This is a genomic window from Sphingomonas sp. SRI_018, from assembly GCF_057586275.1.
This window is the reverse complement of the sequence record NZ_JBYCZO010000005.1, coordinates 1-17582: the sequence shown is the minus strand read 5'-3', so window position 1 is coordinate 17582 and position 17582 is coordinate 1. Positions and strand designations below refer to the sequence as shown.

The 17582-nt window shown below is 69.6% G+C and carries 21 protein-coding genes and 1 other RNA gene; 11 read left to right on the top strand and 11 right to left on the bottom strand.

The features are described 5' to 3' along the window. Positions 1–91 precede the first annotated feature (91 nt). Positions 92–997: a LysR family transcriptional regulator gene (locus AC2YHA_RS17735; protein WP_487402681.1), complete on the bottom strand. Its 906-nt coding sequence runs from the start codon at positions 995–997 to the stop codon at positions 92–94. A 102-nt stretch (positions 998–1099) separates the two neighbouring features. On the opposite strand from AC2YHA_RS17735, the gene AC2YHA_RS17730 reads away from it, so the two are divergent. The 4 genes from AC2YHA_RS17730 to AC2YHA_RS17715 all read left to right on the top strand — a co-directional run bounded on the left by AC2YHA_RS17730 (position 1100) and on the right by AC2YHA_RS17715 (position 4264). Then, positions 1100–1597: a (R)-mandelonitrile lyase gene (locus AC2YHA_RS17730; RefSeq protein WP_487402680.1), complete on the top strand. Its 498-nt coding sequence runs from the start codon at positions 1100–1102 to the stop codon at positions 1595–1597. After that, positions 1597–1821, top strand: coding sequence for a tautomerase family protein (locus AC2YHA_RS17725; protein ID WP_233784731.1), 225 nt, complete (start codon positions 1597–1599; stop codon positions 1819–1821). The genes AC2YHA_RS17730 and AC2YHA_RS17725 overlap by 1 nt, the downstream gene beginning before the upstream one ends. A gap of 48 nt (positions 1822–1869) precedes the next feature. Continuing rightward, positions 1870–2937: an NAD(P)-dependent alcohol dehydrogenase gene (locus AC2YHA_RS17720; RefSeq protein WP_487402679.1), complete on the top strand. Its 1068-nt coding sequence runs from the start codon at positions 1870–1872 to the stop codon at positions 2935–2937. Between the two features lie 184 nt (positions 2938–3121). Then, the gene (locus AC2YHA_RS17715) at positions 3122–4264 is read left to right on the top strand and encodes a serine hydrolase domain-containing protein (RefSeq protein WP_487402678.1); all 1143 of its coding nucleotides are present in this window, start codon (positions 3122–3124) and stop codon (positions 4262–4264) included. On the opposite strand, the gene AC2YHA_RS17710 is transcribed toward AC2YHA_RS17715, so the two are convergent. The 5 genes from AC2YHA_RS17710 to ssrA form a co-directional block, all read right to left on the bottom strand. Beyond that, on the bottom strand, positions 4227–4835 hold the full coding sequence (locus AC2YHA_RS17710) for a DUF4126 domain-containing protein (RefSeq protein WP_487402677.1): 609 nt from the start codon (positions 4833–4835) through the stop codon (positions 4227–4229). The genes AC2YHA_RS17715 and AC2YHA_RS17710 overlap by 38 nt on opposite strands. Continuing rightward, positions 4832–5200 carry a bleomycin resistance protein gene (locus tag AC2YHA_RS17705; RefSeq protein ID WP_233784727.1) on the bottom strand — a complete coding sequence of 123 codons (369 nt, stop codon included), beginning with the start codon at positions 5198–5200 and terminating at the stop codon, positions 4832–4834. The genes AC2YHA_RS17710 and AC2YHA_RS17705 overlap by 4 nt, the downstream gene beginning before the upstream one ends. Before the next feature lie 6 nt (positions 5201–5206). Further along, positions 5207–5989, bottom strand: coding sequence for a class II aldolase/adducin family protein (locus AC2YHA_RS17700; protein ID WP_487402676.1), 783 nt, complete (start codon positions 5987–5989; stop codon positions 5207–5209). Positions 5990–6064: 75 nt separating this feature from the next. Further along, entirely contained in the window at positions 6065–6853 is a 789-nt protein-coding gene (locus AC2YHA_RS17695) for an FkbM family methyltransferase (protein WP_487402675.1), read from the bottom strand. Between the two features lie 237 nt (positions 6854–7090). Beyond that, positions 7091–7464, bottom strand: a transfer-messenger RNA (tmRNA) gene (gene ssrA, locus AC2YHA_RS17690). Positions 7465–7512: 48 nt separating this feature from the next. Here ssrA and AC2YHA_RS17685 point away from each other — a divergent pair. Next, positions 7513–7944: an RrF2 family transcriptional regulator gene (locus tag AC2YHA_RS17685; RefSeq protein ID WP_233784724.1), complete on the top strand. Its 432-nt coding sequence runs from the start codon at positions 7513–7515 to the stop codon at positions 7942–7944. Between the two features lie 26 nt (positions 7945–7970). Here AC2YHA_RS17685 and mscL read toward each other — a convergent pair whose 3' ends face one another. After that, positions 7971–8393, bottom strand: coding sequence for a large conductance mechanosensitive channel protein MscL (gene mscL / locus AC2YHA_RS17680; protein WP_487402674.1), 423 nt, complete (start codon positions 8391–8393; stop codon positions 7971–7973). Positions 8394–8488: 95 nt separating this feature from the next. Here mscL and AC2YHA_RS17675 point away from each other — a divergent pair, with 95 nt between their 5' ends. The 5 genes from AC2YHA_RS17675 (at position 8489) to AC2YHA_RS17655 (ending at position 11712) form a co-directional block, all read left to right on the top strand. After that, positions 8489–9073 carry a LemA family protein gene (locus tag AC2YHA_RS17675; RefSeq protein WP_487402673.1) on the top strand — a complete coding sequence of 195 codons (585 nt, stop codon included), beginning with the start codon at positions 8489–8491 and terminating at the stop codon, positions 9071–9073. A gap of 108 nt (positions 9074–9181) precedes the next feature. Continuing rightward, on the top strand, positions 9182–9661 hold the full coding sequence (locus AC2YHA_RS17670) for a TPM domain-containing protein (protein ID WP_487402672.1): 480 nt from the start codon (positions 9182–9184) through the stop codon (positions 9659–9661). Continuing rightward, complete coding sequence (locus AC2YHA_RS17665) at positions 9658–10509, top strand: TPM domain-containing protein (RefSeq protein ID WP_487402671.1); 852 nt, start codon at positions 9658–9660, stop codon at positions 10507–10509. Before AC2YHA_RS17670 ends, AC2YHA_RS17665 begins: the two co-directional genes overlap by 4 nt. Further along, positions 10509–11177 carry a TPM domain-containing protein gene (locus tag AC2YHA_RS17660; RefSeq protein WP_487402670.1) on the top strand — a complete coding sequence of 223 codons (669 nt, stop codon included), beginning with the start codon at positions 10509–10511 and terminating at the stop codon, positions 11175–11177. The genes AC2YHA_RS17665 and AC2YHA_RS17660 overlap by 1 nt, the downstream gene beginning before the upstream one ends. Positions 11178–11181: 4 nt before the next feature. Continuing rightward, complete coding sequence (locus AC2YHA_RS17655) at positions 11182–11712, top strand: NUDIX hydrolase (protein ID WP_487402669.1); 531 nt, start codon at positions 11182–11184, stop codon at positions 11710–11712. 153 nt (positions 11713–11865) lie between these two features. Here the strand turns inward: AC2YHA_RS17655 and AC2YHA_RS17650 are convergent, their stop codons facing one another. From AC2YHA_RS17650 to AC2YHA_RS17640, 3 genes are read right to left on the bottom strand one after another with little or no spacing between them, the layout of a single operon-like run. Further along, positions 11866–12150, bottom strand: a complete 285-nt coding sequence (locus AC2YHA_RS17650; RefSeq protein ID WP_487402668.1) for an ETC complex I subunit — start codon at positions 12148–12150, stop codon at positions 11866–11868. A gap of 10 nt (positions 12151–12160) precedes the next feature. Next, positions 12161–14665 (bottom strand): ATP-dependent helicase HrpB, encoded by a 2505-nt coding sequence (gene hrpB, locus AC2YHA_RS17645; RefSeq protein WP_487402816.1) that lies wholly within the window; start codon positions 14663–14665, stop codon positions 12161–12163. Positions 14666–14672: 7 nt separating this feature from the next. After that, the gene (locus AC2YHA_RS17640) at positions 14673–15686 is read right to left on the bottom strand and encodes a polyprenyl synthetase family protein (protein WP_233784714.1); all 1014 of its coding nucleotides are present in this window, start codon (positions 15684–15686) and stop codon (positions 14673–14675) included. A 96-nt stretch (positions 15687–15782) separates the two neighbouring features. Here AC2YHA_RS17640 and AC2YHA_RS17635 point away from each other — a divergent pair, with 96 nt between their 5' ends. Continuing rightward, positions 15783–16073: a chorismate mutase gene (locus AC2YHA_RS17635; RefSeq protein ID WP_233784713.1), complete on the top strand. Its 291-nt coding sequence runs from the start codon at positions 15783–15785 to the stop codon at positions 16071–16073. A gap of 228 nt (positions 16074–16301) precedes the next feature. Here AC2YHA_RS17635 and AC2YHA_RS17630 read toward each other — a convergent pair. Beyond that, positions 16302–17582: coiled-coil domain-containing protein (locus AC2YHA_RS17630; protein WP_487402667.1), on the bottom strand; the 1281-nt coding region annotated here is incomplete at its 5' end.

Genomic DNA, 17582 nt, shown 5'->3' with positions numbered 1-17582 from the left:
GACAGGCGTCGAGGTTGCACATGGAACCGAGAAGCCCGCGCTGGGCTGCCCGGTGGACCCCGGAACAAGTCCGGGGTGACGAAGGGTGGCCCTACCCCTCCCGCCCCGGCCGGTAGCGCAGCGCCTCGACGATCGCCGCGAAGGCGGGCGTCGGCTGCCGGCGGCTCGGATAGTAGAGATGATAGCCCGAGAACGGCGGCGACCAGTCCTCGAGCACCGCCTCCAGCGCCCCGCTGTCGAGATCGTCCCGGATCATGGTCTCCATCAGATAGGCGATCCCGAATCCGTCGAGCGCCGCGTCGCGGACCTGGAAGATGCTGTTGAAGATGAGCTGCCCGTCCACCCGCACCCGCAGCGCCCGCCCGTTCCGCTCGAACTCCCAGGCGTAGAGGCCGCCATAGGTCGGCAGCCGGAGGTTGATGCAGCGATGCGTGGTCAGCTCCTGCGGCGTGCGCGGCCTGTCGTGGTTGGCGAAATAGCCCGGCGTCGCCACGACCAGCATCCGCATCGGCGGGCTGATCGGCACCGCGATCATGTCCTTGTCGAGGAGGTCGCCGAGCCGCACGCCGGCGTCGAACCGTTCGGCGACGATGTCGGTCAGGCGATAATCGGCCTCGATCTCGACCTTGATGTCGGGATGGTCGGCGAGCAGCCCGCGTAGCCGCGGCCACAGCACCGTCTGGAGCGAAAGCTCGTCGGCGGTGATCCGCACCGTGCCGGCGGGCCGCTCGCGCAGGTCGCTCAGCGCCGCGACATGGGTCTCGATCTCGTCAAGATGGAAGGCGACCGAGCGCAGCACGCGCTCGCCCGCCTCGGTCGGGGTGACGCTGCGCGTGGTGCGGTTGAGCAGCCGGACGCCCAGCCGTTCCTCCAGGCCCCTGATGCCATGGCTGAGCGCCGACGGCGTGACGCCCAGCCGCGCCGCGGCGCGCGTGAAGCTGCGTTCGCGGGCGACCATGACGAAAGCGGACAGGTCGGGCAGGTCCTGGCGGTTCATTGCTGAAAAATACTCACAACCGCTTTCAGATTACAGCGTCTAATCGCGGGACGGAGCCGCCCTATCTCCCTTGCGTTCCGGAAGCGACGATGAGGTGGGCACGTGAAGCTGCTGATCCTGGTCGCCGCGCTGGTCCTCCCCACCCCCGCGGCCGCCGCCGAGGACGCGCCGCAACCACAGGAGCATCGCATGCGAATCCAACGCAGCGGCACGCAGCCGTCGCAGCGGGGCCCCGCGGAATGGTTCACCGGATCGGTGTGCATCGATCCGCTGACCGTCGCGCCGGAGCCGCGCTTCGGCGTGGCCAGCGTCACCTTCGAGCCGGGCGCGCGCACCGCCTGGCATACCCATCCGCTCGGCCAGACGCTGATCGTGACCTCCGGCGTCGGCTGGACGCAATGTGAAGGCGAGGCCGTGGTCGAGATCCGCGCGGGCGACGTGGTCTGGTGCCCGCCCGGCCATCGCCATTGGCACGGCGCGAGCCCGACAACCGCGATGACCCATATTGCCATCCAGGAGGTGCTGGACGGCAGCATGGTCGAGTGGATGGAGCATGTCAGCGACGAGGATTATCTCGCCGGCCCCGGAAAGGACCGCTGATGCCGCACGTCACTCTCAAGCTACAATCGGGGCGCTCCGAGGCGGACAAGAAACGGCTGGCTGAGGCGCTCGCCCAGGCGGTGACCGCCAGCATCGGATCGTCGGCGGACAGCATCTCGGTATCGATCGAGGACGTCGACCCGGCCGACTGGCCGGAGGTCTATCGGCGCGAGATCGTCGGGCGCCGGGAGCTTCTCTTCAAGGCGCCTGGCTACACCATGTAGCCGCGGCTCCCTCCCAACCACCTTTCCCCCCAAACCACCGAGGACACTATGCCCAGCCAAGCCAAGGCCTATGCCGCCCAGTCGGCCACCACTCCGCTCGCGCCATTCAGCTTCGAGCGCCGCGACGTCCGTCCGGACGACGTCGCGATCGACATCCTCTTCTGCGGCGTCTGCCATTCCGACCTCCACACCGCGCGCGGCGAGTGGGACGGCACGCTCTACCCCTGCGTCCCCGGCCATGAGATCGTCGGCCGCGTGACCGCGGTCGGCGGCGACGTCACCAAATTCCAGGTCGGCGACCTCGTCGGCGTCGGCTGCATGGTCGACAGCTGCGGCCATTGCCCGTCGTGCCAGGCGAGCGAGGAGCAGTTCTGCGAGACCACCGGCTTCGTCGGCACCTACAACGGCCCGGACACGGTCCTGGGCGGCCACACCTTCGGCGGCTATTCGGACCATATCGTCGTCAAGGACCGCTTCGTGGTGAAGGTCGGCCATGACGAGCAGGACCTCGCCGGCGTCGCTCCGCTGCTGTGCGCCGGCATCACCACCTACTCGCCGCTCCGCCACTGGCAGGCCGGCCCGGGCAAGAAGGTCGGCGTGGTCGGCATCGGCGGGCTCGGCCATATGGGCATCAAGCTCGCCGCGGCGATGGGCGCGCATGTCGTCGCCTTCACCACCTCTGCCGACAAGGTCGAGGACGCGAAGCGGCTCGGCGCGCATGAGGTGGTGATCTCCAGGGATCCCGAGGCGATGGAGGCGCATGCGGGCAGCTTCGATTTCATCCTCAACACCGTCGCGGCCAGCCACGACCTCGACCAGTTCATGGTGCTGCTGCGCCGCGACGGCACGATGACCCTGGTCGGCGCGCCCGAGCATCCGCATCCCTCGCCCAGCATCTGGAACCTTTTGATGGGCCGCCGCTCGATCGCCGGGTCGCCGATCGGCGGCATCGCCGAGACGCAGGAGATGCTCGATTTCTGCCGCGACCACGGCATCACCGCGGACATCGAGATCATCCCGATCCAGGAAATCGAGACCGCCTATGCCCGGATGCTGAAGAGCGACATCAAGTACCGCTTCGTGATCGACATGGCGTCGCTCAAGCAGGCGGCGTGATCTGCGGCCATCGCGATTTGGGTTAGTCTGCTCCCCAAACCCGTTCGCCCTGAGCCTGTCGAAGGGCCGTCCTTCTTTCTCCAACGTTAGGAAGAAGAAGTACGGCCCTTCGACAAGCTCAGGGCGAACGGAACGCGGAGGGGGCGGGCTGGCCCCGACGCTCCGCCCCCGCCATAACCGGGCGATGCGTCTCGCCCTGCCGCTCCTTGTCCTCCTCGCCGGCTGCGCGACCACACCGCGCCCCGCCGAGGTCCGCGTCGCCTTCGACGCCACCCGCATCACCGCCGAGCAGGCGCGCGGCATCGCCGACCGCCGTACCGGCCGCAGGGTCACCCCCGTCGATCCCGTCCGCGTCGCCAGCATCTCCAAGCTGGTGGTGGCGCTCGGCGTGATGCGGCTGGTCGAGCGCGGCACGCTCGATCTCGACCGCGACGTCTCCGACTATCTCGGCTGGCGCCTGCGCAATCCCGCCTATCCGGATACGGCCGTGACGCTGCGCCTGCTGCTCTCGCACCGCTCGAGCCTGACCGACGGCATCGACTACATCATCCCGTTCGGCGTCCGCATCCGGGATGCGCTGGCCGATCCCAAGGCCTGGGACGCGGAGCACGCTCCCGGCGCCTATTTCCGCTATACCAACCTCAACTTCCCCGTCGTCGCGACGGTGATGGAGAAAGCGTCGGGCGAGCGCTTCGATCGCCTGATGCAACGCGAGGTGTTTCGCCCGCTCGGCCTGGACGGCTGCTACAACTGGTCAGGGTGCAGCGACGCCGCGATCGGCCGGGCGGTGGTGCTCTACCGCGCGGGTGGCGACGTCGCGCGCGACGACCTGCGCGGCCAGCGCCCCGCCTGCCCGACCGTGTCGAAAGGCCCGTGCGACCTCGCTGCTTACCGAATCGGCGACAACGGCGGCATCTTCTCGCCCCAAGGCGGCATGGACATCTCGATGCGCGACCTCGCCCGCATCGGCCAGATGCTGCTGAAGCGCGGCGACGGCTTCCTCAAGCCGGAGTCGATCGCGGCGATCGCAACCCCCGTCTGGGTGTTCGACGGCGCCAACGGCGACACCTCCAGTGGCTTTTACTGCCAGTACGGTCTCGCCGTGACGGCGCTCCCAACTAAACGCCCCGGCTGCGACGACGACCTGTTCGGCGACGGCCGCCCTCGCATCGGCCACGCGGGTGAAGCCTATGCGCTGCGCTCGGGTCTGTGGATCGATCCTGTCGCCGGCACCGGCGTCGCCTTCTTCGCCACGGCCGTCCGCGACGACAGCAAGGGCAGGTCGCGCTTCAGCCGGGGGGAAGAACGTCTGGCGCGGGGGCGCTGAACAGCCGCCGCAGCACGCGCCGCACCATCAGCAGCGCCGCCAGCGCCGCCGCCAGCAGCACCAGCGCCACAACGATCGCCACCGCCGGGAACGCCGTCACCAGCGCCAGCAGCCCCACGGTCGCGACATCCTCCCCGGTCGACACCACCGCGTTGCTCACCGGCTCGGGGCTGGCGTTCACCACCGCGCGCGTCCCCGCCTTGGCGCCGTGGGTCAGCAGCGTCGCCCCACCGCCGAGCAGCAGCACCGCCACCTGCCACGCCGGGTTGGACGGATCGACGATCGCCACCGCGAGCAGCGCGCCGCCCACCGGCCGCACCAGCGTGTGCACCGCGTCCCAGGCGCTGTCGATCCACATCACCTTGTCGGCCAGGAACTCGGCGAGCGCCCCCATGCCGGCAATGCCGATCACCCAGGGATTGGCGAGCACGTCGAGGCTGCGCAGCTGGTCGGGCAGCCCCAGCCAGCCGAAGTGCATCGCCATCCCCACCGCGAACACGCACAGGTACAGCCGCCACCCGGCAAGCAGGCTGATGCTGGCGGCGAGCCCGATGATCTCGACCGCGCTCACCGCTGGATGAACCGGATGGAGTTGCCGTCGGGATCGTCCACGTAGAACTCGCGCGTGCCCCAGCTCTGGTCGACGGGCGCGCAATGCACCGGCGAATCGCTCAGATGCCGCTGGTCTAGCCCGCGCACCGCCAGCCGCCCGGCCAAGGCGTCGACGTCGCCGACCAGCACGCCCACCGCCTGCCCGGCCACACCGTCGCCGGCATGGCTGGAGAGATGCAGCTCATGTCCCCCGCGCCTCAGCACGGTGTAGGATGGGTCGGTCATCGCCGGCCACGTCCCCTCATGCTCGAAGTCGAGCACGCGCGTGTAGAATTCGACCGCCCGGGCCATGTCGGTCACGCGGACGATCGGGATCAGCGCCATCGCCGGTCAGTCGCGATAGCTCGGGTCGATGCGGTCGAGCTTCCTGAGCAGCGCCGGCCACGCCAGTCCCTTCGCCAGCATCCCCACGCCGCCGGCCGGGGACTGGCTCGCCACCTTCTCCTCCGTCCCCTGCGGCGGGTTGTTGAGGTTCTCCAGGCCCGCGGAGAGCATCATCACCTGCGCCTGGCATGCGCGCTCGAGGAAATAGAGGCGCAGGAAGCACGACGCCACGCTGTCGCCCACCGCCAGCGTGCCGTGGTTCCTGAGGATCATCGCATGCTTGTCGCCGAGGTCCTGGACCAGCCGCTCGCGCTCGTCGAGGTCGGTCGCGATCCCCTCATAGTCGTGGTAGGCGACGTTGTGCTTGGCGATCATCGCGGTCTGGGTATGCGGCAGCAGGCCGAACTCCATCGCGCTCACCGCCTGGCCGTGCGGCGTGTGGAGGTGCATCACCGCGACGGCATCCTCGCGCGCCATGTGGATCGCCGAATGGATGGTGAAGCCGGCCGGGTTCACCGGTGACTTGGCCTCGCCCACCGGCATTCCGTCGACGTCGATCTTGACCAGCGAGGAGGCGGTGATCTCCTCGAACATCATGTTGTAGGGGTTGATCAGGAAATGGTGCTCCGGCCCCGGCACGCGGCACGACAGATGGGTGAAGATGAGATCGTCCCAGCCGTAGAGCGCGACCAGCCGGTAGGCGGCGGCGAGATCGACCCGCGCCTCCCATTCGCCGGGCGCCATCCGGGTATCGGGCCGGGTTTCGGGTTCGCGTGCGAGCGTGGCCATCGGGTGTACCTCTCCGTCTTGCTTTGACGGCAGGATACGCCGCTTCGGCCGAGTCTTCAAATCTTCGGTACGGTTTCAGTCGGCGCGCACGTACCAGTCGTCCATCTGCGACAGGTCGGTGAACTTGCGGACATAGCCGTGCCCGGCGAGCAAGGCGAACAGCCGGTCGCGCATCGGCGAGAAATTATGCTCCACCGTGATGACGCGCGGCCGCCAGGCGTCGAAATCCAGCGCGCTCAGGATCGCGAGCTCGGAGCCCTCGGTGTCCACCGACAGATAGTCGATGTCGCCGGGCGCCCCATGCTGGCGCAGCAGGTCGTTCAGGGAGACGGTCTCCACCGCATAGCGCCTGCCGCCACGGCGGACGAGGGCGTGGTCGTCGTTCGCGGAATATTGCTCGATCGACGACAGCTCGAGCTCGCCCACTTCGGTGAAGGTCACGGCCTCACCGCTACGATCGGTGACGCAGCGATGGTCGACGATGCAGCGGCGGCTGCGGTCGAGCGCCTCGTGCCACGCGCGCGCCGGCTCGGCGACGATGCCGCTCCAGCCGAACTCGGTCTCCAGCATGAAGCTGTTGCTGCGCACGATCCCGTCGGTCGCGCCGAACTCGACGAAATAGCCGCTGCGTTTCTCGCCCGTCTCGTAGAGGGCGAACAGGTCCTGCAGGATCTGCGATTTCGACAAGGAAAGCCTGGTCAGGCAGAAGGACAGGAACGCCCGCGTCTCCGGCGCGGTGGTCTCCATCAGATCGCGGGCGTGCGCCAGCATGTTGACGCTCGCGGCGCCGGGATCGAGCACCCGCTTCAGCTCATAGCCGAACCCGCGCGCGACGCGCCTGCTTGCCCGTTCGATGATCGACACGGGCGCCTCCCCCGCAACCTCTTTATGCGAGCGGATAGAGCCCCCGATCCCCGATCCGGGCAATGGGAAACAAGGATGTCCCCGAAAGGCTTAGGCGCCAATCGTCATCCCGGCGAAAGCCGGGATCTCATGGACGGCGCGATACGGCCGGAGATCCCGGCTTTCGCCGGGATGACAGATATCGGAGAATGGAATCGGTCCGGAGGGTTCTGTTGCCCGGCCCCTCCGGCGGCCGCTGGAATCCGCTTCTGTTGCCCGGTGCGGCCCGACCGCGCTTTTGTCCAAATAACCTAGGCCGTTAGGCCGTCAGTTACGCGGCAATCGCGAGCGCCTCGTTATCGTTGGCACTTGTGTAATGGGCCGTTGCGGTGGTCCCATTCCGGGCGAAAGCTGCGCTTTTCAACACACGTCGATCCTGGTTCGGCCCCGTCATCGAGGCTGAGGTCTGCCGCCACGCTTGAACCGCGTGGCGCCGAGCGCCTCAGCTCCGGTGGTGGAGCCGCCGGGTACTGCCCCCGGGTCCGCTGCGCCTATTGAACGCAACATTTTATCGCCATAGCCGGCAAGCCGGCATTCATGAATATAGGGGCATATTCCCCGAAGAAAAGAAGGATATGGCCTTCACACCGCCACAATGGTGCGGCATGGGGATTTCTCATATGTTGACCCAGCGTTCCCGTTACGCGCTCCGTGCGATGCTGTTTCTGGCCGAACAAACGGCGGGAGGACCGCCGGTGCCGATGAACCGGATCGCCGCCGCCGCCAATGTGCCGAGGAAATTCCTTGAGCTGATCCTCGCCGACCTGCGTGAGGCGGGCTTTCTTCATTCGCATCGCGGCAAGGCGGGTGGCTATTGCCTGTCGCGGCCGCCGCATCTCATCTCGCTGGGCGAGATCATCCGCGTGATCGAGGGGCCGCTGGCGCTGGTGCCCTGTGTCAGCCGTACCGCCTATCGCCCGTGCAACGACTGCCGCGACGAGGCGGCCTGCGCGATCCGCATCGCGATGGCGCGCGTGCGCGACGAGACCGCGCGCATCCTGGACGGCACCAGCCTGGCCGACGCGATCGCCGAGGACTTGGCCGCGGCATAATCCGCGGCCGTCGTCCCCGGGACCAGTTATTTCTTCCGAAGCTCGTCCCTGATCTCCCTCAGCAGTGCCACGTCGGCTGGCTCTGCGGCATCTTCCGCTTTGGTGATGGGAACGACGCGGTTCACTGCGCGCACCAGCAGGAAGATGATGAAGGCGACGATCACGAAATTGACCGTCTGGGTGATGAACTCGCCATAGCCGAACAGCGGCACGCCGGCCTTCTTCAGCGCCTGATAGTCGGTCGACCCGGCGAGGTTGGCCGGCACCGGCCCCAGCGCGACGAAATAGCTCGAGAAATCGAGCCCGCCGAAGATGCGGCCGATCACCGGCATCAGCACATCCTCGGTGAGCGAGGTCACGATCTTGCCGAAAGCGGCGCCGATGATCACCGCGACCGCTAGGTCGAGCACATTGCCGCGTGCGATGAACGCCTTGAATTCCTTGAACATTCGCTGGTCTCCCTCTTTTGCCCATCCGATTTGCCATTGTGCGGACGCGCGAGACCCCTAAATGTTGCCGCCGCGAGGGTTGGAGGACAAGTCACATGAAGCTTCGTCTCGTCTTTGCCGGGCTGGCCGCGCTGGCGCTGTCGGCGTGCGGCCTCAACAGCGTCCCGACCGCCGAGGAGAACGCCAAGGCGCGCTGGGCCGACGTCCAGAACCAATATCAGCGCCGCGCCGACCTGATCCCGAACCTGGTCGCCACCGTGCGCGCGGCCGGGGCGCAGGAAAAGGACATCCTGACCGAGGTGACCCAGGCCCGCGCCTCGGCGACCCAGGTGCAGGTGTCGGAGGGCGATCTCACCGATCCCGCCAAGATGGCGGCCTATCAGCGCGCCCAGGCAGGCGTGACGCTGTCGCTGCAGCGGCTGCAGGAAGCCTATCCCGAGCTCAAGAGCCAGGCCAACTACACCACGCTGATGAGCCAGCTCGAGGGCACCGAGAACCGCATCACCATCGCCCGCAACGACTATAATTCGGCGGTGCAGGCGTATAACACGCGTATCCGCACCTTCCCCGACGCGATCGGCGCGAAGATCTTCTATGGCGCCAAGCCGATGGTGCCGTTCGCGGCGACCACGCCGGGGGCCGAGACCGCGCCCAAGGTCGATTTCGGCAACGCGAGCTGAGGAAAAGGACCCGTTCGGTCCCGGAGGCGATCCGGGGCCGTCAAAGCCCTTTTTGAGGTGAGAGAAGTGCAGCCTTTCGACAGGCTCAGGGCGAACGCGTGGGGATGGGTGGCGGTCCTCTGCGCGCTGCTGTTCGCGCTGACGACGCCGGCGTCCGCGCAGACCTTCCCCAGGTTCACCAACTATGTCGTGGATACCGCCGACGTGCTGAGCCCGGATCAGGAGCGGGCGCTGAACGAGGGCCTCGGCCTTGTCCAACGGCTGACCGGTCACCAGTTCGCCATCGTCACGGTGACGAGCCTCCGCGGCCTGCCGATCGAAAATTACGCGCGAACGCTCGGCAACCATTGGGGCGTCGGCCGCAAAGGAGCGAACGACGGTGTGCTGCTGGTCGTGGCGCCCATCGAGCGCAAGCTGCGGATCGCCGTCGGCGACGGATTAAGGAAGATGCTGACCGATCGAGAAGCGGCGTCGATCATCGATCGCGCGATCCTGCCCCGCTTCCGCGCCGGCAACATAGCCGCAGGCATCCTCGCCGGAGCAGCCGGCATCATCCGCGAACTCAGTCCGATGAGGTCCGCGGCATGAATCGCATCCTGCTTCTGCTGAGCCTGCTGCTTGCCGCGCTTCCGGCATCCGCGCAGACCTTCCCCAAATTCACCGGTCTCGTCGTCGATGCTGCCAATGTCATCCCCGACGACCAAGAAGCGCAGCTCGCGCAGAAGCTGGAAGCGCTCCAGCGCGATCACCGCAACCAGCTCGTCGTCGCGACTGTCCCCAGCCTCGAAGGCTATGATATCCGCGAATATGGCTATCGTCTCGGCCGCGATTGGGGCGTGGGTCTCCAGGGCGCCAACAACGGCGCGATCCTTTTGGTCGCGCCCAACGACCGCAAGGTCGGGATCGAGGTCGGCTATGGCCTGGAGCCGGTCCTGACCGACGCCTATTCGAGCGTGATCGTCAACACCGTGATCCTGCCCCGCTTCAAGGCCAACGACCTTCCCGGCGGGATCGTTGCGGGGGCCGACGCACTGATCGGCGTCCTGTCGGTTCCCGACGAGGAGGCGAAAGCCAAGGTCGATGCCGCGGTCGCCGAATATGATCGCACCCACCGCCGTCAGTCGTCTTCCTCGCGTGGTGGCTTCCCGTGGCCGATCCTGCTGCCGATCGGGATCGTGCTGTTCTTCATGGTGCTGGGTGCGGCCGGCAGCCGGCGCGGGCGGCGCTACAGCGACGGCGGCGGCAGCGTGTGGCCGATCGTGCTGTGGTCGATCGCCGACGAGCTTTCGCGTGGGGCCGGCCGCTCGGGCGGCTCCGACTGGGGCGACGGCGGCGGTTGGGGTTCCGGTGGCGGTGGCGGTGGTTGGGGCGGCGGCGGCTTCACGGGAGGCGGCGGCGGCTCGTTCGGCGGCGGCGGCGCGTCGGGGAGCTGGTGATGCATCTGAGCGCTGCCGATCACGACAGGGTCACCGCCGCGGTCACCGCTGCCGAAGCCCATACCAACGGCGAGATCGTCACCGTCGTCGCGCGCCAGTCCGACGCCTATCACGACGTCGCGCTGCAATGGAGCGTGCTCGGCATGGTGCTGACGCTGGCGCTGCTCGCGACCTTCCCCGGCGTAGTCGAGGCGATCAACGCCCGGCTGTTCGATGCCTGGAGTGGGCCGCATGTCGGCCACCTCATCGCGATCGCGACGGTGCTCGCGACGCTGGTCTATCTGCTCTGCCGCTTGGCGCTCGCCTGGCGTCCGCTGCGCCTGCTGCTCACGCCCGCCGCGACCAAGACCCGCCGGGTGCGCCGCCGCGCGCTCCAGCTGTTTCGCACGGGCGCCGAGAAGCGCACCGTCGCCGCGACCGGCGTGCTGCTCTACCTCTCGCTCGACGAGCATCGCGCCGAGCTGATCGCCGACGAATCGATCCATTCGAAGGTGCCGCAGGAGACCTGGGGCGCGGCGATGGCGGCGCTGATCGCGGCGGTGAAGGACGGCCGACCCGGCGACGGCATGGCCGATGCCGTCGCCCAGATCGGCCTCGTGCTCGCCGAGCATTTCCCGCGCAGCGATGACGACGTCAACGAACTCCCCGACCGCCTGATCGAGTTGTGATTCCATGGTAATCGACGCCGACGCGCCAGAAGAGACCGTCTGGCAGGGCCGCTTTCTCGCCGCCAAGACGCGCGGGCGCTGGGAATATGTCGGCCGCGCCCGCGGCATCCGCGCTGCGGTGATCCTCGCGATCGACGAAGAGGGGCGGGTGATCCTGGTCGACCAGTATCGTGTGCCGCTCGGCCGCCGCTGCCTCGAGCTCCCCGCCGGCCTGATCGGCGACGAGGAGGACGGCGAGAGCGTCGAGGCCGCCGCCGCGCGCGAGCTGGAGGAAGAGACCGGCTACCGCGCCGAACGGATCGAGCCGCTCGGTGAGTTCTGGTCCTCGCCGGGCATGGTCTCCGAAAGCTTCACGCTGGTCCGCGCCCACGGCCTGACGCGCATCGGCGATGGCGGCGGAACGGCGGACGAGGGCATCGTCGTCCACCGCGTGCCGCTGGCCGATGTCCCCGCCTATGTCGCCGCCCGGCGGGCAGAGGGCATGGCGGTCGACGTCAAGATCCTGCTGCTGCTGGCCAGCGCGATACTGAGGTGACGAAAAGCTCCTCCCCGGGACGGGGAGGGGGACCAAGACGCGAAGCGGCTTGGTGGAGGGGGCCCTCCGCATCGGAATCCGTCTCGGCAAGCCCCCTCCACCACCGCGCTACGCGCGGCGGTCCCCCTCCCCGTCCCGGGGAGGAGCTTCGTGCTACCGGAAGTTATCCGCGTAGGCCTGCAGCTTCAGCCTGCGCTCCGGCGCCGGCACCACATGATAGGCGATGCCCTCCCGCTCGGCGTAATCGACCGCCGCCTCCAGCGTCGGGAAGTTGAGGCGGAGCTGGTTGCGGGTATCGCTCGATCCGGCCCAGCCGGTGAGCGGATCGGGGCGCTGCGCCTCGGCGGGCTCGAACTCGAGCACCCAGCGGTCGGTGCGGAAACGGCCCGACTGCATGGCGTTCTTCGGGCGCTGGTAGATGCGGGCTGGCTGCGACATGGCCGCCTCCTTATCGCGACTCGGCGCGGCGCGCATCAGCCTTTTTGGTCCTGAGCGTCGCCGCCGCGCCGGCCGGATCGTCGGGCCAGGGATGCTTGGGGTAGCGCCCCCTCATCTCCTTGGCGACCGCCGCCCAGCTCCCGCGCCAGAATCCCGGCAGATCGCGCGTGGTCTGGATCGGCCGTCCCGCCGGGGAGGTGAGGCTCAGCACCAGCGGCATCCGGTTCGCGCCGACGGTCGGGTGCTCGGCGAGGCCGAACAGCGCCTGCACCCTGAGCTCCACCTTGGGTCCGCCCTCGGCCTCATAGTCGATCGCATGGCTGGAGCCGGCCGGGCTCTCGAACCGCGCCGGGGCGAGGCGGTCGATCGTCCGCATCGCGTCCCAGCCGAGCAGGCCCTCGAGTGCCGACGTCAATCCCTCCACCGCATCGAGTCGCCGCTTTCCGGCGAGCAGCGGCGGCAGCCATTCGTCGAGCCGGCCGAGCACCGCCGTCTCGCCCAGCCCTTCGATCCCGGCAAAGGCGGCGCGGGCCCTGAGCGCCCTGGCGCTCTCCGGCCACGGCAGCAGGTCGAGCCCGTACTCGCGCACCCCCTCGAGCAGCGCCGCCTCGATCTCGGCGGCGCTCGCGGCCGAATCGGGCCCGGACGCTAGCCGCAGCGCCCCCAGCCGCGTTTCCCTGAGCGCCGTGACGGCGCCCGTCGCGGGGTCGAAGCGTACCGTCCGCCGTGTTTCGATCCGATCGCCGAACAGCGCCTCGATCGTCGTCCGCTCGATCGGCGCGGCGGAGAGGATGCGCGCGCCGGCAGCCATGCCCGCCGTCTCCGCCACCGCCAGCCACTCCTGCCGCGCGAGGTTCGACGCCGGATCGAGCCGGAACCCGCGCCCCCCGACCGATGCCCAGCTCTCGCCCGAGGCATCCCGCCGCCGCGCGACCCGATCGGGAAAGGCGAGAGCGACGCAGGTCGCGACCGGATTTAGCCCTCTCCCCTCTGGGGAGAGGGTTGGGAGAGGGGAAGAGGTCTCACCGAGACCGTCGCCCGCGGCACGGCCCCTCTCCCCAGAGGGGAGAGGGAGAAGCTTGGCCCACCGCTCCGCCAGACGCCGGGCGCTCTCGGCCCGCTGCCCGCGCTCGCTCCGCCAGCGCCGGAGACGCGCCTCCAGATCGGCGTCATTGCCCCCGAGGCCGCGCTCGCCGAGCAGCACCGCGATCTCGGCGGCGGTCCTCGCCAGCCCCATCTCGCCCGCCCGCACCAGCATGTGTCCGAGCCGCGGCGGCAGCGGCAGGCTCGCGATCATCCGGCCATGCGCGGTCGGCCGCAGGTCGGTGTCGAGCGCCTCCAGAGCCTTCAGTCGCGATCGGGCCTCCTCGACCGCGGCCGCCGGCGGCGGATCGAGCCAGCGCAGCGCGCGCGGATCGGCGATGCCCCAGATCGCGGCGGCGAGCGTCAGCGCCGACAGATCGGCCTCCAGGATCTCGGGCGGATCGAAGCGCGGCAGCCCGGCGGTCGCCGCCTCCTCCCACAGCCGATAGGCGACGCCCGGCCCCTGCCGTGCCGCGCGGCCGGCGCGCTGGGTGGCCGCCGCCTGGCTCGCGCGCTCGGTCACCAGCCGCGTCATCCCGGCCGCCCGGTCGTAACGCGGCCGCCGTGCGAGTCCGGAATCGACCACCACCCGGATGCCGTCGAGCGTCAGCGACGTCTCGGCGATCGAGGTGGCGAGCACCAGCTTGCGCGTGCCGGACGGCGCGATCGCGGCACGCTGGGCAGCGGGGTCGAGGCTGCCGTGCAGCCGGTGCAGGGCGATGCCGGGCAGCTCGCCGAGCCGCTCGGCGGTCCGTTCGATCTCGGCGACGCCGGGCAGGAAGGCGAGCACGCCGCCGTCCTCCTCGCGCAGCGCCGTCCGGATCGCCGCCGCCATCGCCTCCTCGATCCGGCTCTCGGGCGCGCGGCCGAGATGGCGAATCGTCAGTGGATGGCTGCGTCCTTCGCTCTCGATCACCGGCACATCGTCCATCAGCGCGGAGAAGCGCGCTCCGTCGAGGGTCGCCGACATCGCCACCAGCCTCAGGTCCGGCCTGAGCCCCGCCTGCGCGTCGAGCGCCAGCGCCAGCGCGAAATCGCTGTCGAGGCTGCGCTCGTGCACCTCGTCGAACAGCACCGCCGACACGCCGGCGAGCTCGGGGTCGGCCTGGATGCGGTTGACGAAGATGCCCTCGGTCACGACCGTCACCCGCGTCGCCGCCGAGCGCTTGCTGTCCATCCGCGTCGCGTAGCCGAAGGTCCTGCCGGCCGGCTCGCCTGCCAGCGCGGCCATCCGCTCCGCCGCCGCGCGCGCCGCCAGCCGGCGCGGGCTCAGCAGCAGCACCTCGCCCGTGCACCAGCCTTCGCAGAGCAGCGCGGGCGCGACCGCCGTGGTCTTGCCCGCGCCCGGCGGGGCGACCAGCACCGCGTTGCTGCGTTCCCGCAGCGCCGCCAGCAGGTCGGGAAGGACGGCTTCGATCGGAAGCGTCGTCAGGGGCGCCTCAATAGGCGCGGGCGACGGCGAACTCGACCGCCTCGACCATCGCGTCCTTGGCGGTCGACGGCGCGAAGCGGCCGAGCGCGTCGATCGCGCGCTGGCCGTAATGGCGCGCGCGCGCCAGCGTGTCGTCGACCGCGCGGGTCTGCCGGATGTGATCGACCGCCTCGGCGAAATCGGCGTCGGTAGCGCGGCGCCCGGCGATCGCGTCGCGCCAGAAGTCGCGCACACCCTCGTCGCCGCGGGCGTAGGCGAGGATCACCGGCAGCGTCACCTTGCCCTCGCGGAAGTCGTCGCCGGCTTCCTTGCCCATCGTGCCGGCGTCGCTGACATAATCCAGCGCGTCGTCGACCAGCTGGAAGGCGATGCCGAGGTTGCGGCCATAGGCGTCGAGCGCGACCTCGTCCGCCTCCGGCCGTTCGGCCACGACGGCGGCGATGCGGCAGGCGGCGGCGAACAGCGCGGCGGTCTTGGCGCCGATGATGTCGAGATAGCGCTCCTCGCCCAGCTCGATCTGGCGGACGGCGGTGAGCTGGTTGACCTCGCCCTCGGCGATCACCGCGCTCGCGTTCGACAGGATCTTGAGCGCCTTGAGCGACCCGTCCTCGACCATCAGTTCGAAGCTGCGGCTGAACAGGAAATCGCCGACCAGCACGCTCGCCGGGTTGCCCCAGATGATGTTGGCGGTGCGCCGCCCGCGCCTGAGGTCCGAATTGTCGACGACGTCGTCGTGGAGCAGGGTCGCGGTGTGGATGAACTCGACCGCGGCGGCGAGCCTGTGGTGGCGGTTGCCGGTATAGCCGAGCAGCGCCGCGCCGGCGAGCGTCAGCATCGGCCGCATCCGCTTGCCGCCGCCGGCGATGAGGTGGCCGGCGAGCTCGGGGATCAGCGGGATGTCCGACTGCATCCGGTCGAGGATGACCGCGTTCACCAGGTTCATGTCGTGCGCGACCAGCGCCATCATCGGATCGAGCGAAGGCGCGCGCTTGGCGTCGAGGCGATGAACGGTTGCGCTCATGGGCGGCAGATGGCGGGGCGCGGACGGAAACGCAAGCCTTGCGCCGGGATGCGCGGCGTTTCAAAGCGGCGCGGGCATTCGCGTATGAGGACAGGCATGAGCGACGAGACGCTGCAACGCTATCGCCAGAGCATCGACAATATCGACATGGCGCTGGTGTGCCTGCTCGCCGAACGCTTCAAGGTCACCCAGGCGGTCGGCCGCTACAAGGCCGAGGCGGGGCTGCCGCCGGCCGATCCGGGCCGCGAGGAGCAGCAGATCGCCCGCCTGCGCGCGCTGGCGGTGCAGGCGGACCTCGATCCCGAATTCTCCGAGAAGTTCCTGCGCTTCATCATCGACGAGGTGATCCGCCACCATGAGCGGGCGCGGGAAGCGCGGGAGGTTTGAGGTTCACGCGAAGGCGCGAAGAAGAGAAAGATAAGAGGTTCACGCGGAGGCGCGGAGACGCGGAGGTGGTTCGCCTGTGGTGCTCATCTCGCGTCAGCGAGACCTTTCAACCTGTAGCGAGCGGTAAGCAAGAAGGCCGCTGGTGCGGCTGAGAGTGAGGCAGGCGACGTATCTCCGCGCCTCCGCGTCTCCGCGCGAACAAACTCTTCGCGCCTCGCGTGAACAAGATCACTCCGCCGCCAGCAGCCGCTCCGCGCCGCCGAGGTCGACCGACACCAGCCGGCTCACGCCCTTCTCCACCATCGTCACGCCGAACAGCCGGTGCATGCGGCTCATCGTCGCAGCATTGTGGGTGACGATGAGGTAGCGGGTATCGGTCTCCTCGATCATGCGGTCGAGCAGGTCGCAGAAGCGGTCGACGTTGGCGTCGTCGAGCGGCGCGTCGACCTCGTCGAGCACGCAGATCGGCGCCGGATTGGTGAGGAACAGCGCGAAGATCAGCGCGACCGCGGTCAGCGCCTGCTCGCCGCCCGACAGCAGCGTCAGCGACTGCAGCCGCTTGCCCGGCGGCTGCGCCATGATCTCCAGCCCCGCCTCGAGCGGATCGTCCGAATCGACCAGCTCGAGATGCGCCTGGCCGCCGTTGAACAGCGTCGTGAACAGCCGCCGGAAGTGCCCGTCCACCGCCTCGAACGCCGCGAGCAGCCGCTGCCGCCCCTCGCGGTTCAGCGTGCCGATCGAGCCGCGCAGGCGATGGACCGCCTGGATCAACTCGTCGCGCTCGGCGGCGTTGGTGGTGCTGGCGGCCTCCAGCTCGGCGAGCTCGCTCTCGGCGACGAGGTTGACCGGCCCGATCCGCTCGCGCTCGGCGAGCAGCCGCTCGTGGCGGGCGGATTCGTCGGCGGGCGCGCCGACATCGGCCTCGGCGAACTCGATACGCTCCGGCAGCAGCGGCGGCGGGCATTCGAAGCGCTCGCCCGACAGCCGGCCCATCTCGACCCGCCGCGCCTCCTGGTTCTCCGCGCGCGCCACCGCGCCGGCACGGGCCTCGCGCGCTTCCGCCAGGGCCTCGGCGATGACGCGGGCGGCCGCCTCCTGCGCGCGGACCTCGGCCTCGGCCGCGCGCTCGCCTTCGAGCGCCCGGTCCGCGGCGGCGCGCAGCTCGGCATGGCCGGCCTCGACCCGCGCGATCTCCCCGGCGAGCGCGGCGGGGCGGGTGGACAGCGCCGCGATCTCCTCCGCCAGGCTCGCCTCGCGCGTGCCCATCTCGGCGATGCGGCGCGCAGCCTCGCCGGCGCGTGACTTCCAGCTCTTCGCCTCGGCCGCGGCGGCGGCGAGGCGCGCGCGCGCGTCGGAGACGGCGCGGTCGTGCGCCGCGCGCTCGGCCCGGGCGGTGGCGACCGCCGCGCGCGCAGCCTCGGCATCGCCGGTCAGCGCAGCGATACGCGCGCGGGTGGCGGCGCCGTCGGGCAGCGCGGCGATGGCGGCTTCGGCGCGGGCGAACTCGGC